Consider the following 15,034-nt stretch of genomic DNA (forward strand, 5'->3'; position numbering starts at 1 on the left):
AGGTCAGTCGGACCGCCCGACACCCGCAACGAACCCGGCCCAGGCGCCGGGCGCGAACGCGAGTTGGGGGCCGCCGTACGCCTTCGAGTCCCGTATGCGGACGGCAGCGCGGTCGGAGGCGATCTCGACGCACTCACCGCCCTCGTCACCGCTGTACGTGCTCTTGAACCAGTGAAGTTCCGCGAACGTTTCGGTGTTCATAGGTCTCCCAGCATCTTCTCGATCAGGCGCAGGGAATCACGCGTAGTGAGTGCCTGCCCACGGATGCTGCCATATTTCGCCGCGAGAACCCGAACTTCCTCCGGGTCGGTGACCAGGCGGCCGAAGTACTGGACCTCCAGGTAGCCGATGCGCGGCTTGCCCTTGACTCCGAGGAGGGTGAACGGTCCGCCCATCCCCGCGTGTTCCTCGCTTTCCGTCGGCATGATCTGAATCTCGACATGCCGCAACTGGCTGACCTGGATCAGGCGTTCCAGCTGCTCACGCTGGATCGCCCGACCCCCGAATGGCTGCCTGAGTACGGCTTCCTGCACGATGGCGCTCACCATCGGTGGCGGCCACTTGGTAAGGAGCTTCTGTCGGGTCAGCCGGTCCGTGACTCGCTGCTCGATCGTCTCCTCGTCAAAGAACGGCTGCCTGCTGGTGAAGACGGCGCGTGCATAGGCCTCGGTCTGGAACACACCAGGTACGGCCTGATTGGCGAAGTAGCACAGCTCGACTGCCTTCGCCTCCAGATCCGCGTAGTCCCGAAACCACTCCGGATGCCGTACCCGTCGTCGTTCCTTCGCCTGCTCCACGTCTTTCGCCAGGACCGCCAGCAGCCCACCGCACCCCAGCAGTTCATCCACCGCGATCAGAAACTCCGGCTGCGGCGTCCGCCGACCCCGCTCGATGGCCGAGATCTGCTCCTCGCTGTAGCCGACCCGCTGTCCCAGCTCCCGCTGGGTCAGTCCGGCTCGCTCCCGCGCGGCCTTGACCATGCGCCCGATGGCGCGGAACAGGTCCGCGACCTCCTCCGAGCCCGCCGGGTCCTCGGCGTCCGCCCCGCCCCGTGCCACCATCGCGTACCACCCACTCGTTCCCGCAGCCGCCAGTTCGCCTACCAGTGGTCACCCACGACCGGTCACGCTCCGTGTCGTGTCGACCACTCCTCACCATACGGCGCTCAGTCACCCTCTGGAGGCGCTCGACTGCATCACGAAGAAGACCCCACTGCCGGCGCTTCCGCTGGTGGTGGGGTCTTCGGGCACTTCCTGCGAAGTGCCCCCGGCAGGATTCGAACCTGTGCACACGGCTCCGGAGGCCGGCTCACTGACCCTACGCAGACTTCCGGCGGTCGCCTCCTGCACGGGGGCGACCGTCTTTGCCGCACTCAGGCTTCACGCCGGCGCCCGCGATGGAAGCAGTCGTGACGGGCTCGCTGGTCACCTTGCCGCCCAGGTTTTCGTCCAGTGGCCGGCTTCGAGAAGGCTCACCCCCACCGAGCGAAATCCATGGCTCCGCATGTGCGGATTGCCAGGAGCACCGCGCGCGAGGAAGCGCCGGCGCGTGACGGGCCCGAGAAGCGTGACGGGGTCAGGGAAGAGGGTGGCAGGTGATGTGGCCGCGTCAATAGAGTGACGGGATGGGACTCTTCAAGCGGAACAAGGTGACGTCCGGCCTGCTGCTCGTGTCCGACAGGGGCATCCGGCAGGTGAAGACCGCGTCGTACGGGATGGATCTCGTGCAGGAGGTCGCTCGTCTTCTCGGTTCGGAGCACATACGCTCCACCAAGCTCGGCGAGGAGCTCACCCTCTGGTACGCCGAGGACGGCCCGGGTCAAGCGCGCTCCGGCCCGCCCAACCCCGTGGCCAGCCGGCTCGCGGCCGAGCACGGCGCGGCGCCCGTCGCCGGTCCCGCGGTCGTCGCCGGTCCGCTGCTGTACGGCAGCCCGTACCCGCTGGGCGCCGAGGAGATCACGCAGGTCTCGGGGCGCCTGCACGGATAGCCGCGGCTCAGCCGGCCATGGCCGCCACGATGCGGGGCAGGAGTACGGCGTTGGCGCTGCCGAGGGACACCCTCACCGCCTGCTGCCTGCCCCGCTCATGGATCCACACCAGGCCGTCCGCGACCTTGACGTCCGTGAGCGAACCCCAATCGGCCTCCATGACCCCGCGCAGCGTGAGCCCACCGCGGTGCACACGCATCTCGCCGATGGTGAACGACCCGCCGCGCCGGATCACGTCGAGACGCTGCGCGAGCAACTGGGGCTCAAGGACGCGCTGTGCGAACTCGACCAGGGCCAGCCACGCTTCGGGGGCCTGTGCCCTCTTACCGCCCTTGCTCCAGGTCAGATTCTCCAGACTCTTCGGTGAGTTCCCGTATCTGCCCACGCCGAACGTGTACGTATTGGTGTACATGGAGGGGAACAGGAAGCCCTGGTGTTTGGTCCGCGAGACGGGATACCGGACCCACTCGATCTCCTCCCAGGTCAGCGAGTCACCGCCGTACGTGATCCGCTGCTGGTCGGCGACCACGTGTGTCGTCCAGCCGACCAGACTGTCCACGAAGGGGCGCTCGGGGGCCTCCTGGCGCGGGGGTGCGGATCGTGGAGGCGCCGTGTGCGGGGACGCCGTGCGCTGGCCGTTCGCCCCGGCATAGGCCCGCAGCCACGCCGGTGCCCCTGCCCGCGGGTAGGCGGCGAGGTCGTTGCGGTAGTGCGTGGGGGCGAGCAACTGCCCGTCGGGGAGCCGCTCGTCACCGTAGTCGTACTGGGTGGAGACCTGGGCCTGGCCGCCGGGCCCCTTGGTAACGGCGACCATCAGACGCAGCCACGGTCCGGCCGGCATGGCGGCCGCGAGGTGGCGCTGGCGGCGTACGAGGAGGGCTATGTGCTCCGGCACCCGTGTCTCCATGGGCCGTTCGTGCTGCCAGAAGCACAGATCGGCCGTCTCGGCGGAGACGGCGCAGGAGAATGCTGCCACCATGCGTTCCCACCGCTGCGGTCCGCACAGCGCCAGCTGGCGGGCGATCTCGTCGGTCAGCGCGGTCACGCGGGCCGCCGTCATGTCCTCGGGCGGGGTGCCGACGACGGTGAAGTCGGTGATCGCACCCGGCTGCCCGGACCGGGCATCGAGGCGCTCGAACTCCGCCTTGAGGTCGTTCATGAACGCCTCCTCGGCGGGCGGACGCCGTACGAAGGCCTCCTCCGCGGTGAACAGGGCGTCGGCCTGTCCGGGCGGGATCGCGGAGGTGACCTCCTTGATGCGCCCCGTGTCGCCGACCATGAACACCGAACGGCCGACGGGCATGTCGAGGAAGGCCATGGGATCGCTGTCGTCGACGTCGACGGGCGCGTAAACGCTCCAGCCCGCGGCGAACCGATCCGCGACCAGGCCCTGGGTCGGGTAGTCCAGGCCGCCGGTGGCAATGTGCTCCTGGACCAGGGCGATGGCGCGCCGTTCGTCGATGCGTCCGACGGCACCCGGCTGCGGGGCCCTGCCCAGCGGATGGTTCGGGTCCGCCCCGTCCGGGCCCGGGTAGTGGTGGGTGAGCTCGAACCACAGGCGCATCTCGTCGGTGGTCACCGCGTCGGTTCCGGGGCTCACCGCGTCCCACGTGCCTCCGGGGTCGCGGGCGTAGAGCCCGACGGACTCCCCCTGGGAGACGGTCACGTAGTCGCAGGCATGGAGATCTCCGTACGCGGCGACCACGGTGAGCGATGGCGCGGCGGGGCGCTCTTCGCGGGCGATCTCCCTGCCGTCCATGCGCGTCGCGGCCAGTACATGACGGGGCATCAGCACCACTCCCTTGCAGGCACGGGGCACGACCGTAGCCCAAGGCGACCATCATCGTGAAGAAGGGGGCCCGTTTCGGGGCCGCCGCCTCAAGCGGTGGAAGCGCCGCCACAACTCCGCTCACGCCAAGATCCGCCGCCTCGGCGAGCAGGCCATGGCCACCCTCAGGGGGTGGCGCCTCCTGCGAAGCTCCGCCGCAGCACCAACCGCGTCACCGACGTCGTCAAGGCTGTCCCTGTGCCTCACCACGCATCAGCGTGAGGTTGGAAAACGCTCATTGAACGGGCTTCGCGGTGGTGGCACCGTGGCCGAAACCACGGAGGACGGGCTTTCAGCCCATGGGAATGGGAACGACCGGTCGGAACGAGGCAGCGGCGCGGTCGCGGATCTGGCGGGAGAGTTCGGCGCGGAGCTGGTGCGGGCCATCCAGGGCGGCCTGGCACAGGGTGGCAGCTCCACCCACGCGTTGCGGCCCGCGCCCCAGTTGAGCTGGTACGCCTTCGCCACCGAGTACGCGCGGGCGCACTGGCCGGGCCGGGCGGCGAAGACGCGGGACGAGGTCAGTGAGGCGCTGACCGCCGTCACCCTGGCGATGCCCTGGGACCTTCCCCTGCGGCCCGGCGGGCCGCTGCTGCGGCGTTCCCCGCGGCGCTGGGGACAAGAAGCGCAACACCGTCGAACGGGCTCGGAACCGTTGCCGCAGCCGCGCTCGTCAGCTGGCTCCGCTCATGATCGCCAGGACACTGCCTGGCGCACACAACCCCTTTTCGGATCCTACCGAGCCCCACCGCACGACCGACTCAACGACCGCGAAGCACGGGACTAGGCTCTTCCGGTGACCAACCTTCCGCAGGTCCCGCAGTGGTGGCGCCACGTCGGCAGCCCGGTCCGGTATCTCGCCGTCGGGGTGTTGTTCTTCGCCGGGTCGCTCGTGCCGGCGCTGCACAGTCACGGAACGGTGCTCGGCGGTGTGCCGAACCGCCCCTTCGATGGGCTCGCCGTCGTGGCCGTCGCCCTCCAGTGCTTTCCGCTCGTCATCTGCCGACGATGGCCCGTCGTCGCTCTCACCCTGGTGTCGACCGGCTTCGCGCTCGACCAGCTCCGCGGCTACCACTCCTTCGCGGGCACCGCACTGGCCCTCACCGTGCTGACCCTGGGCTCCCGGCTGGAACGGCAGCGGCGCGCCACCGTACTGCTGTTCTCGGCCGCGTACGTGCCGTTGGCCGTCGCGCTCGACCAGCTCGCCCCGGGTGAACCCGTGGAAGAGTTCGTCACGTTCTATCTGGCGCTGGCTCTCGTCTGGGGCATCGGCGCGTGGCTGCGGTCCAACAGGGCCGCCGAGTCAGAACGCCGCCGCCGCGTCGCCGATGACACCCGCGCCGCCGAACGCACCCGGATCGCCCGCGAACTCCACGACGTGGTGACTCACCATGTGACGGCGATGGTCGTGCAGTCCGAGGCGGCACGCTATCTGACCGCCGCGCCCGGTCGGCTCGACGAGACCCTGACCGGCGTCGCCGACACCGGCCGGCGGGCCATCACCGATCTGCGGCACCTGCTCGACCTGCTCAACCCCGACCATGACACCGGGACCAGGGCCGCGTTCGTCGGCGGACTCCTCCCGCTCGTGGAGCAGACCCGGCGGGCCGGGCAGCCGGTGGAGTTCACGGAGAAGGGCGCTCCCGCGCTCTCGGCCGGCACCGGCCTCGTGGTCTACCGGGTTGTGCAGGAGGCCCTGACGAACGCACTCAAGTACGACCATGGCAGCCGCACCTCGGTCCAGGTGCACTACGGCGAGGGGGAGATCACCGTGGAGATCGGCACGGACGGCTCCGGCTCACGTGCCGCGTCTACCGGCGGGAGCGGCCGTGGCCTTTCTGGTCTGCGCGAACGGGTCGACGCCCTGCGCGGCGACTTCAGCGCGGACCGCCGCCCGGACGGCGGTTTCACCGTACGGGCCCGGATACCCATCGGGGAATCGTCATGACCGCGCCGGTCCGGGTTCTGGTCTGCGACGACCAGGTGATGGTCCGCACCGGACTGGTCACGATCATCGACGCCCAGCCCGACCTGCGGGTCGTGGGCGAGTGCGGAGACGGTCGCACCGCCGTCGAGCTGGCCGGCGAACTGGCCCCGGACGTCGTGGTCATGGACGTACGTATGCCCGTGCTCGACGGCATCGAGGCCACCCGCCTGCTCGCCGGGGCCGGGGTGACGCAGGGCGCGAAGGTGCTCGTCGTGACCACGTTCAACCTGGACGAGTACGTGTACGAGGCGCTGCGCGCCGGTGCGAGCGGCTTCCTGCTCAAGGATGCGCCGCCGGCCCAACTGCTGCACGGGATCCGGACCGTGGTGACGGGGGCCGCACTACTGGATCCCGAGGTGACGCGTCGGCTCGTGGGCATGCACGCCGCCCGGATCCGGCCCCCCGGGCACGCCCCGGACGACCTTCCGGTGACCCCCCGCGAACTGGAGGTCCTGCACCTCATCGCGGACGGCCTCTCCAACAGTGAGATAGCCGCGGCACTCCACATCAGCCCCGAGACCGTCAAGACCTTCGTGTCGCGCATCCTCACCAAGCTGGGACTCCGTGACCGTGTCCAGGCCGTCGTCTACGCCTATCGTCACGGCCTGGTCACCTGACGGCGTGCCGGTGACGTTCTCTGGTTCCTGGTTCCTAGTTCCTGGTTCCTAGTTCCTGGTTCCTGGTGCGGTTGCTGGTGGTGCGTTCCTGGCGGTGCGTCAGCCCGCGGCCTTCGAGACGACGCGCTGGATCGCCGCGACCGCCACATCGGGCTCGTCGACATGGATGTAGTGTCCGCTGTTCTCGGCCGTGCTCAGTTCGCTGTCGCTGGATATCGCGAGCCATTTGCGCTGACCCTCGGACCACGCGAGCTCCAGGTTCTGCCCGTACTCGGGAACAGCGGCGAGGTACTGCTTCCCGTGCTGGATCACCTCCACCGGGATGTTCCCCGCGGAGCGGACTTCCCCGTCCGGCACGACAAGCTTCTCCGGGCTCTCGCCCCGCAGGACCGCGAGGGTCTGCTCACGCAGGTCGACCGCCGTGCCGGTGGCGGACTCGGGGATCTCTTCCTGGAGGTCGGCGCTCTGTGTCGGTGAGGTGGCGTCCATCAGGACCAGCCCCTTGACCTTGTCCTGATGGTCGGGGGCGTACCTGGCGGCGATCAGCCCGCCCAGCGAATGCCCGGCCAGGACGACCGGCGCGTCCCCGGCGACCTGGTCGAGCACCTCCGTCAGTACCTTCCCGCCGTCCTCGAGGGTCTGGGGACCGTCGGGCTGATCGCTCGCGCCCGCGCCGAGCCGGTCGTAGGAACAGGTCCGGTGCTGTGCGCCCAGGGTCTCCTGGAGGTCGGCCATCGTGTCCAGCCCGTCACCGCCCCCGTGCAGCAGGACGATGACCGGCTGGCTCTCCACCGGATCGCCCGAACAGGACACGTTCACCGAACGGCCTTCGACCTCGATCTTCTTCGTACCGGTGAAGGAGGCATTCTCGGCGGCACCGTCCGCGCCACCGGCGGCCGTGGCACTCGCGGACGGCTTCGAATCCGCGGTCGGGGCTTCCTCGCAGCCGACAAGCCCCGCACCGGCCACGGCGCAGACCAGCGCGAGCGCCGCGGATGCCCTGTGATGGCGGATCATGGTGCTCTCCCCATAAGAGAATTGAGGCCGCGACCCGTGCGCCGCGGCTGCACCCCACGCTACGGATTCGGTGATCCGGAATCGTCACCCCACAGTGGACATCCGTACGTAGCTCGCACGGGGGACCAGATCCCCCAACCAGGGGATACCCGTCCGCTCAGAGGCCCCCAGAGCCTCGAAGCACCCTCAGGGCACCGCCACCCCGAACGCCGCCAGGCCGATCACACAGACCGCCGCCGCCACCCCCGGGCGCACCGGAAGCACGCACGGGCGTGGCGTGTCCAGCGCCACGGTCCACCGGTGCGCCACCCAGAGGAACGCCGCCCACCCGAGCGCGCTCAACGCCGCGGCGACCACGCCCACCGCCGTCACCTCGTGCCCGCACGACCCGCCGGCCCGCGAGCACCGCCACGACCGTGTACGTCGGGGTCCTACGCCGCGAGGCCGGCCGGGTCCGCTCCGGCTGGAGGCCGGGGTCCCGCGGCAGCGTCCCCGGGTTGGCCCCCATCGGCCGGTCCGGTTCGATCAGCACCACGACCAGCGTGATCACGGCGACGGCGGCGACCGACAGTCCCAGCAGCGTGGGGAACGCTGTCACCGGCAGGTCCTCGCCCCGGCGCATCGCCCCCTCGCTGCGCCCCTACTGGCTGATCGCCCGCAGCGCGCTGAGCATGCCGATGGCGAACAGAAGCACGGCCGAACCCGCATGCACGCCCCAGCGCTGATCCAGCAGGAACTGGTCGACCGCGAATCCCAGCCCACCAGGTCCAGCGCGGTACGGATCCAGGCGTACGGGGACCGGCACGCTGCCGCCCCGCGGAACCTCTTCGACCGCACGAGGGCGAGGAAGCCCGGCTCGGCACGCTGGTCTGCGAAGGGGTGCCACCCGTGCTCCGCGGTGTCGTGGCTGCTACTCCGAGGGGCAGGCTATGTCCGGAGACCGTCGCCATACTCGACCGCATGGACGAACGAACGCACGGCAGATCCCTCCTCGGTGAGTTCCTGTCCACGCGGCGGGCGCAGATGAAGCCGGCAGATGTGGGGTTGCCGGACTACGGCGACCGGCGGCGGGTGCCGGGGCTGCGGCGTGAGGAACTGGCCCAATTGGCCGGTGTCAGCGTGGCCTACTACATCCGGCTGGAGCAGGGGCTGTCGCTCAACGCCTCGCCGCAGGTCCTCGATGCGCTGGCCACGGCTCTGCGGCTGGATGACACGGAGCGGCTCCATCTGCACACCTTGACCGGTGATGCCCGCCAGAGCCGCCGCCGGCTCCCCGCCGAGCGGGTCACCGCGGCGGTGCGCCAACTGGTGGACGCCTTCGGGGACTCACCCGTGGTCGTCCTCGGCCGGCGTTCGGACATCCTTACGTGGAACCGCGCCGGGCATGCGCTGTTCGCCGGGCACCTGGCCCCGGACAGCCCGGATCACCCGGCCACGCGGCCCAACACCGCCCGGCTGGTGTTCCTGGACGCCCATACACGTGACCTGTACGTGGACTGGACCAGGAAGGCACGGGACGTGGTGGGCAAGCTGCGGCAGGCGGTCGGTGAATATCCGAACGACCCGCAGCTGGCCACCCTCATAGGCGAGTTGACCATGCGCAGCCCGCGGTTCGCCGCGCTGTGGGCCGAGCACCGGGTGCGCGGGTGGGACATGGCGGAGTACCGGATGCGCCATCCGACGGTCGGAGAGCTGGACGTGGTGCAGCACTCGCTCCAGGTTCCCCGGGGGCAGGGGATCCGGGTGGTGGTGACGACGGCGGCGCCGGACTCCGCCGCTCAGGCGGCACTGCGGTTGCTCAACCAGACCCTCCTGCCCCCCGCGGGCCGGCCGGCGACGGCCCGCCCCGCCGATGGCACCCCCGCGCACGTCGCTCCTCCCGCTCGCTCCTGATTCGGCCGTCCGGCCGCCGCGGTTCCACTCTCCGCCCGGCACGTCACACCTGATCATCACCCGGCAGCCCCCGGCCCGAGGCTGCCCCCGGCCCGAGACCGGCCCGAGACCGGCCCGAGACCGGCAGGGACTGTCGCCGGGGCCCTTGTCAGGCATGCCTGCCTGCCGCCGGTGAGGCTGCCGCCCTTCTCCGCTTCCCCCTGCATCGTCTTCACTTCACTTCTCCTGGAGGTTCCCCATGTCCACCACACCCGTCACCGCTTTCACCGAGGTGGTTGACACCGTCGCCTGCCTGGTCGAGGCCGTACAGGAGCAGCAGCGGAGCGCGTCCACGCCCTGCACCGAATGGAATGTCCAGCAGCTGATCGACCATCTGGTGGCGGGACAGCGCGCCTTCGCCGTCGTGATGGGGGCGGAGCCGCCCGTGACGGTGCCCGATGCCGATGCCGATGCCGCCCCGGAACCGCTCAAGGACACGTTCCGGACGTCGGCCGCCGCCCTGGTGTCCGCCTTCGGGGCGCCGGGAGCGCTGGAGCGGATGGTGCAGGCCCCGATCGGTGAGGTGCCCGGCGCTGTGGCACTGCACCTGCAAACCGTCGAGCACCTGGTGCACGGCTGGGATCTGGCCCGGTCCACCGGCCAGAAGGCTCTGTTCGACGACACCACGGTCGAGCGGGAGATCGAGTTCGCCCGCGGCCTGCTGGAGCAGCTGCCCTCCGGACCGGGTGCTCCGTTCGCGCCGTACCGGAACGCTCCGGAGGACGCCCCCGCGCTCGACCGGCTGGCCGCCCTCCTCGGACGCGACATCGGCGAGTGACCACACCTGGTGCTCCGCACGGCACCAGGTCACCGCGGTACCCGTCGGCCCCGACTCTTGTGAGGAACAGAAACAATGAAGAAGACGAAGCTGAAGATCGCCATCGCGGGCGCGGCAATCGTCGCCATGGCGGCCACCGGAACGGCGCTGGCCGTGAGCGGTTCCTCCGACGGAGCCAACTCCGCTACCGGCTCCGAGCAGCCCCGGGTCGAGCAGATCGAGCAGCAGGCCCCCAGCGCCATCAAGGCCGACGGCCCGCAGGTGTTCCCGCACTCGCTGGACTACGACGCGCAGTCGCAGACGTTCTTCGCCGGCTCGCTGAAGCAGGGCAAGGTCTACGCCGTCAGCCCGGACGGACAGGTGCGCACCCACATCGACGACCCGGAGCTGGTGTCCGCCCAGGCCGTCAACGTCGACCGCGAGCGGGACCGCATCCTGGTCAGCAATGTGGACTACGGCACTGCCGACCGTTCCGACAAGGAGTCGCCCTTCGGTATCGCCGGTGTGGGGAGCTACGACCTGAAGACCGGTGAGCAGGACTGGTGCGTCGATCTGACGGCGATCGCCCTCGACGGCAAGCAGCACCTGATCTCCGACGTGACGGTGGCCCCCGACGGCACCGCCTACGCCGTCGACGAGCTGACCCCGACCGTGTTCCGCATCGACACCGAGGGCCGCGCCTCGGTCTTCCTGCGCAGCGACCTGCTCCAGGGCACGCTGGACATTCCCAACTTCCTCGACGATGTGGGGATGGCGGCGGTGGAGTGGGTGGAGGGGAACCAGCTGATCATCGCCATGGCCGACGGCTCCCTGGTGAGGGTGCCCGTCGAGCATCCTGAAGAAGCGGCGAAGGTGCAGCTCTCCGCGCCGCTGGCATCCCCCACCGCCGGCATGCAGCTGCTGGAGGACGGCTCACTCACGGCGGTCAGCAGCGGTCTGCTGTCCGGCGAGCCCGCCCAGATCCAGCACGTGAAGCCCCGCAACGGCTGGACGGAAGCCGCCGTGACGGTCACCGACACCGTTGAAGACCCCGTCACCAGCGACGTGACCGCGGGCCCGAGCGCGACGACGTACGCGCTCAGCGGCGGTCTGGCCGACCTCCTCGCGGGCAAGCCCAACGACGGCTTCACCCTGACCCCCGTCAAGACCAGCTGAACCGGTAGCCGATCCACCGCAAGCGGGCCCGCCCCACAAACACAGGCGGGCCCGCCGGTCCGAAGTTCGGCGAACTCCGTGCAGTTCGTGGTGCAGACCCTCGCCGCCGCCGGCGAACTCCAGCGCGAGCTGACGTACGACGGGCTTCGTGCCGCCGAGGCCAAGGGCGCGAAGGGCGGGCGCGCCGCCCAGCCGTGGCAGCCGCCCAGACTCCCGACGTGCGAGCCGGGTACCTGGAAGGGCGCTCGATCGCCGCCCTCGCCCGAGACCACGGCGTCAGCCGCGGGGCGATCCGTACAGCCGTCGCCGACCTCCTGCCCTCCAGACCCTTTGCGTTTCTGTGTGGCCTCAGCCGCATTTCGGCAGGTCAGAAGGGGTCCTGATGAAGCGCTGAACTTGAAATCATCTCGCGGCGGCGCGATTGCTGTTCCAGCGGTGGCGATGGTCGATGGACGCCGGCGAATGACCGTTGACCTGCGGATTCGTGTCAGCGGACGAGAGGGATCCCGACGCCGGAGAGGCCGCGCCGACCGAAAGGAGCAACGGTCAACCGACCGTGTGCGTTTTGGCAGGTAAGCAAAAACTCCCGACCTGTACATCCCAGGTCGGGAGTTGTTTCCGGAGTGCCCCCGGCAGGATTCGAACCTGCGCACACGGCTCCGGAGGCCATCGAACTATTGTGCGTTTTCCCTGGGTAGCGGCCTAACTGACGATTCGTTAGGCGTGCGATCCCGCGTATATCCCGCGATGAGGAAAAGTCTCATTCATTCCACTTGCCCGTTTCCTGCCCGGTGGGCCCCTGTGACGTGAGGCGATGTCCGTTGAGGATTTCTGTACCAAGCGTAGGAGGTGTAAGGTGCGCGGTTCAATCGAACAGATGGAGTCTCGTGAGGCGCGGGACCAAGGGAAAGTGCGCCGTCGGCGCCCCTTGGCTCGTCCCGGCGCTTCACCCGCCAACACGTCCGACGGCGCCCCGTACTGCCTCACTGCCGTCGGCAAAGACTGGAGCCGGGTGTTTACGGCGTGGTGGTCCGATTTCCTGAATACGTGGGGCGGCTTTGCCGTCGGGTGTGCAGTTGTGGGATTGGTTCGCGGCGCGGGCCTTTCTGGCGGGGGACAGGGCGTGGCGGTGGTTCTTCCATCGTGCGGGTGAAGGCCGGTTTCGGTATCCGGGGATCCAGGGCTATCTTGTCCGCCGCCGGCGGAGAGCAAGGCGGGTCATGAGTGATCGGTCAGGCGTCGTTCCCGGGCGGCGACGCCGCTCATGACCATGGCCACGGGGCGCGCAACGGCACAGCTCTGTCCATCCGCTGGCTGTTCGGCTCCCGTGCTGGGCGGGACAGAATTTCTGGGCTGGGGGTTGGCAATGCGCGGGTCGTGTTTTCGCGTGCGTGAAGTACCAGGCAATTCCTTGTGCTTGTTCCGAAGCGGCCCCGCAGCACCTTGCACTCGTCAACCGGGAACTGTCCGATTGCCTCCTTGCCGGGGGATGTGTGCATAGCGGAACCGGGCAGCCATGACCCGCTGATGCGAGAAATGGAGGCGGGCATGGCACTGAACGAGCATGGTGGCACCGTGGCCGAGGCCACGGTGGACGGGCTTTCAGCCCATAGAAGCCCGGACGATCCGTCGGATCGAAGCAGTGGTGCGGTCGCGGATCTGGCGGGGGAGTTCGGTGCGGAGCTGGTCCGGGCCATCCGGGTCGGTCTGGCCCAGGGCGGAAGCTCCGCCTACGCTCTGCGGGGTCCGTCCCAGCTGAGCTGGTACGACTTCGCCACTGAGTACGCGCGGGCTCACTGGCCGGGCCGGGCGGCGAAGACCCGTGACGAGGTCAGCGAGGCGCTGACTGCCGTCACCTTGGCGATGCTCTGGGATCTTCCCGGGCGGCCCGGCGGGCCGCTGCTGCGCCGTTCCCTTCGCCGTTGGGCCTTCGTGGTTACCGGTCCGGGGCGGGAGGAGGCCCCTGCGGAGGACCGGCTGGTGTTGCAGTGGGTGGCCAGGGCTTCCCGCCCTCTGGAGGACTTTCAGGACCCGGTGCTGGCGCGGGATGTGCTGGAGTCGCTGCGCCGCAAGACGGACGGCGGGGAGGCGGCGGTTGAGACGATGCGGCGCAAGCGCAAGGTACTGGTCCACGCGCTCCACTACGCCGTGGAGCGCGGCGAGTTGGGCAGCCATCCGCTGAATCGAGTCCGCTGGAGGCTGCCCAAGCCGGCCGTCAGCGTGGACCCCCGGGTCGTCGCCAACCCTCACCAGGCACGGGATCTCCTGAACGCCGTCTCCTACGTCGGCGGCTACAGCCGGGCACGCGGCCGTCGTCTGGTCGGGTTCTTCGCCGGTATGTACTACGCGGGTCTGCGGCCGGAGGAGGCGGTCGCGGTGGAACTGCCGGACTGCCGCCTGCCCACCACGGGGTGGGGGCGTCTGGTCCTGCACCGCACCCGGCCACAGGCAGGTAAACGCTGGACGGACACCGGCGAGTTCCACGACGAGCGCGGGCTGAAGAACCGCCCACCGGGCGACACTCGGGTGGTGCCCCTGCCACCGCACCTGGTGGCGATGTGGCGGGAGCACGTCACCACCTTCGGGACGGCCGAGGGCGGCAGGCTGTTCTTCACCGAACAGGGCCGGGTCATCGGCTACACGGCGTTTCACCGTGTGGGGGAGGAGGCCCGCGCTCTCACCTTCCCGCCCGCCCCCTCGCCACACCACTGGCCAGGAGGCCGTACGATCTGCGGCACTCCGCGCTGTCCACCTGGCTGTGCGCGGGCGCGGATCCGGCCGAGGTCGCCCAGCGGGCCGGGAACAGCGTCGAGGTGCTGCTCAGCCGGTACGCGAAATGCCTCTACGACCGGCAGTCCATCAACAACCAGCGCATCGAAGGGCTCCTCAGCTCCTACGACCAGCCGTACGGCCTGAAGGACTAGCGGCCGGACCGAAGGGTGCTGTCGGGGCGAGACGGGCTGGGTCAGATCTTGATCACGGTGGCACGTCCGCCGCACAGCGCGGTCAGGTCCTCGGGGTCGGAGGTGAGGATGGTGGCGGGGCCGGGGGCGGCGAGGGCGGTGGCGCTGAGCATGGCGTCGATGGCGTGTTTGTGGCCGTGCAGGCCGGCGTCGGCCAGGAGGGCGGTGGCGTGGCGGGCGATGGGCTCGGTGACGGGTTCGACGATCAGGCGGGACAGCGTCCACTCCAGTGCCGGGCGGTTGATCCGGGGATGGACCACCTCGACCAGGGTGGCTGCGGATGTGATGACCCGGAGGTCGTCGGCGCGTGCGAGGGCGAGCCATCCGGTGACGGTGCGGTCGCGCAGGACGGCTTTGGCGAGGCCCTCGCTGTCCAGGACGAGCGTGCCGCCGGGCCGGGCGGGGGAGCGGGTCACGCGGCGTCGGCCCCGCCTCGCGTCTGTTGCTGCCGGGCTTGGTGGAGTTGGTCGCGCAGGGCCTGGATCTCGTCGTCGGTGACGGGTCCGTGGTCGGCTTCGGCGACCTGGATGAGTTCGTTGAGGTTGTCGCGTTCGATCTGACGGGCGACGGCGGCGGCGACGTAGGCGGACAGGCCGGAGGGGCCGCTGCGGGCCTTGGCGGCGTCGGCGATGTCGCGGGGCATGGTGATCGAGTACTTGCCGGTAGGCTCACTCATGCTACTCATCCTACCGCTGATCCTTCCAGGGGGATGTGTTCCAACCCCGAGCCGCCTGACAGGACCTCTGCCCGCCATGTGAGCCACTGGTGAA

14 protein-coding genes and 2 pseudogenes are annotated in these 15,034 nt (G+C 69.8%); 8 read left to right on the forward strand and 8 right to left on the reverse strand.

The genetic code is table 11. The annotated features are described in order from the left end of the window. Positions 1-3: 3 nt before the first annotated feature. Positions 4-201, reverse strand: coding sequence for a DUF397 domain-containing protein (locus ACFRFC_RS32510; protein WP_382691644.1), 198 nt, complete (start codon positions 199-201; stop codon positions 4-6). Further along, complete coding sequence (locus tag ACFRFC_RS32515; protein ID WP_382691642.1) at positions 198-1,061, reverse strand: helix-turn-helix domain-containing protein; 864 nt, start codon at positions 1,059-1,061, stop codon at positions 198-200. The genes ACFRFC_RS32510 and ACFRFC_RS32515 overlap by 4 nt, the downstream gene beginning before the upstream one ends. A 563-nt stretch (positions 1,062-1,624) precedes the next feature. Here ACFRFC_RS32515 and ACFRFC_RS32520 point away from each other — a divergent pair. Beyond that, positions 1,625-1,987 (forward strand): hypothetical protein, encoded by a 363-nt coding sequence (locus ACFRFC_RS32520; RefSeq protein ID WP_382691640.1) that lies wholly within the window; start codon positions 1,625-1,627, stop codon positions 1,985-1,987. A 7-nt stretch (positions 1,988-1,994) separates the two neighbouring features. On the opposite strand, the gene ACFRFC_RS32525 is transcribed toward ACFRFC_RS32520, so the two are convergent. Then, the gene (locus ACFRFC_RS32525; protein ID WP_382691638.1) at positions 1,995-3,776 is read right to left on the reverse strand and encodes a hypothetical protein; all 1,782 of its coding nucleotides are present in this window, start codon (positions 3,774-3,776) and stop codon (positions 1,995-1,997) included. Between the two features lie 70 nt (positions 3,777-3,846). Between ACFRFC_RS32525 and ACFRFC_RS32530 the strand changes: the two are divergent. The 3 genes and pseudogenes from ACFRFC_RS32530 to ACFRFC_RS32540 all read left to right on the forward strand — a co-directional run. Then, positions 3,847-4,037: pseudogene (locus ACFRFC_RS32530) on the forward strand (IS5/IS1182 family transposase); the annotation flags it as partial. A 574-nt stretch (positions 4,038-4,611) separates the two neighbouring features. Beyond that, positions 4,612-5,763: a sensor histidine kinase gene (locus ACFRFC_RS32535; RefSeq protein ID WP_382691636.1), complete on the forward strand. Its 1,152-nt coding sequence runs from the start codon at positions 4,612-4,614 to the stop codon at positions 5,761-5,763. Further along, entirely contained in the window at positions 5,760-6,419 is a 660-nt protein-coding gene (locus tag ACFRFC_RS32540; RefSeq protein WP_382691634.1) for a response regulator, read from the forward strand. Before ACFRFC_RS32535 ends, ACFRFC_RS32540 begins: the two co-directional genes overlap by 4 nt. A gap of 99 nt (positions 6,420-6,518) precedes the next feature. On the opposite strand, the gene ACFRFC_RS32545 is transcribed toward ACFRFC_RS32540, so the two are convergent. The 3 genes and pseudogenes from ACFRFC_RS32545 to ACFRFC_RS32555 all read right to left on the reverse strand — a co-directional run. Then, the gene (locus ACFRFC_RS32545) at positions 6,519-7,436 is read right to left on the reverse strand and encodes an alpha/beta fold hydrolase (RefSeq protein ID WP_382691632.1); all 918 of its coding nucleotides are present in this window, start codon (positions 7,434-7,436) and stop codon (positions 6,519-6,521) included. A gap of 186 nt (positions 7,437-7,622) precedes the next feature. Further along, positions 7,623-7,799 (reverse strand): hypothetical protein, encoded by a 177-nt coding sequence (locus ACFRFC_RS32550; protein ID WP_382691735.1) that lies wholly within the window; start codon positions 7,797-7,799, stop codon positions 7,623-7,625. Positions 7,800-7,959: 160 nt separating this feature from the next. Then, positions 7,960-8,237 (reverse strand): annotated as a pseudogene (locus tag ACFRFC_RS32555) (YidH family protein); the annotation flags it as partial. Between the two features lie 159 nt (positions 8,238-8,396). Between ACFRFC_RS32555 and ACFRFC_RS32560 the strand changes: the two are divergent. The 4 genes from ACFRFC_RS32560 to ACFRFC_RS32575 all read left to right on the forward strand — a co-directional run bounded on the left by ACFRFC_RS32560 (position 8,397) and on the right by ACFRFC_RS32575 (position 14,217). Beyond that, entirely contained in the window at positions 8,397-9,329 is a 933-nt protein-coding gene (locus ACFRFC_RS32560) for a helix-turn-helix domain-containing protein (RefSeq protein ID WP_382691630.1), read from the forward strand. A 238-nt stretch (positions 9,330-9,567) separates the two neighbouring features. Then, positions 9,568-10,146: a TIGR03086 family metal-binding protein gene (locus ACFRFC_RS32565; protein ID WP_382691628.1), complete on the forward strand. Its 579-nt coding sequence runs from the start codon at positions 9,568-9,570 to the stop codon at positions 10,144-10,146. A 75-nt stretch (positions 10,147-10,221) separates the two neighbouring features. After that, positions 10,222-11,301 (forward strand): hypothetical protein, encoded by a 1,080-nt coding sequence (locus ACFRFC_RS32570; protein WP_382691626.1) that lies wholly within the window; start codon positions 10,222-10,224, stop codon positions 11,299-11,301. 1,548 nt (positions 11,302-12,849) lie between these two features. Beyond that, a complete protein-coding gene (locus tag ACFRFC_RS32575; RefSeq protein WP_382691624.1) occupies positions 12,850-14,217 on the forward strand; it encodes a site-specific integrase in 1,368 nt (455 codons plus the stop codon). Positions 14,218-14,266: 49 nt separating this feature from the next. Here the strand turns inward: ACFRFC_RS32575 and ACFRFC_RS32580 are convergent, their stop codons facing one another. Continuing rightward, on the reverse strand, positions 14,267-14,680 hold the full coding sequence (locus ACFRFC_RS32580; RefSeq protein WP_382691622.1) for a type II toxin-antitoxin system VapC family toxin: 414 nt from the start codon (positions 14,678-14,680) through the stop codon (positions 14,267-14,269). Continuing rightward, entirely contained in the window at positions 14,677-14,940 is a 264-nt protein-coding gene (locus tag ACFRFC_RS32585; protein WP_382691620.1) for a CopG family transcriptional regulator, read from the reverse strand. The genes ACFRFC_RS32580 and ACFRFC_RS32585 overlap by 4 nt, the downstream gene beginning before the upstream one ends. Positions 14,941-15,034 lie beyond the last annotated feature (94 nt).

This window comes from Streptomyces sp. NPDC056734, from assembly GCF_042790455.1.
Taxonomy (GTDB): Bacteria; Actinomycetota; Actinomycetes; order Streptomycetales; family Streptomycetaceae; genus Streptomyces.

Bases quoted from the DNA above. Each gene is read 5' to 3' on its own strand.
- ACFRFC_RS32525 (WP_382691638.1), bottom strand. From the start codon at position 3,776: ATGCCCCGTCATGTACTGGCCGCGACGCGCATGGACGGCAGGGAGATC.
- ACFRFC_RS32560 (WP_382691630.1), top strand. From the start codon at position 8,397: ATGGACGAACGAACGCACGGCAGATCCCTCCTCGGTGAGTTCCTGTCC.
- ACFRFC_RS32545 (WP_382691632.1), bottom strand. From the start codon at position 7,436: ATGATCCGCCATCACAGGGCATCCGCGGCGCTCGCGCTGGTCTGCGCC.
- ACFRFC_RS32565 (WP_382691628.1), top strand. From the start codon at position 9,568: ATGTCCACCACACCCGTCACCGCTTTCACCGAGGTGGTTGACACCGTC.
- ACFRFC_RS32585 (WP_382691620.1), bottom strand. From the start codon at position 14,940: ATGAGTGAGCCTACCGGCAAGTACTCGATCACCATGCCCCGCGACATC.
- ACFRFC_RS32510 (WP_382691644.1), bottom strand. From the start codon at position 201: ATGAACACCGAAACGTTCGCGGAACTTCACTGGTTCAAGAGCACGTAC.
- ACFRFC_RS32575 (WP_382691624.1), top strand. From the start codon at position 12,850: ATGGCACTGAACGAGCATGGTGGCACCGTGGCCGAGGCCACGGTGGAC.
- ACFRFC_RS32515 (WP_382691642.1), bottom strand. From the start codon at position 1,061: ATGGTGGCACGGGGCGGGGCGGACGCCGAGGACCCGGCGGGCTCGGAG.
- ACFRFC_RS32520 (WP_382691640.1), top strand. From the start codon at position 1,625: ATGGGACTCTTCAAGCGGAACAAGGTGACGTCCGGCCTGCTGCTCGTG.
- ACFRFC_RS32570 (WP_382691626.1), top strand. From the start codon at position 10,222: ATGAAGAAGACGAAGCTGAAGATCGCCATCGCGGGCGCGGCAATCGTC.
- ACFRFC_RS32540 (WP_382691634.1), top strand. From the start codon at position 5,760: ATGACCGCGCCGGTCCGGGTTCTGGTCTGCGACGACCAGGTGATGGTC.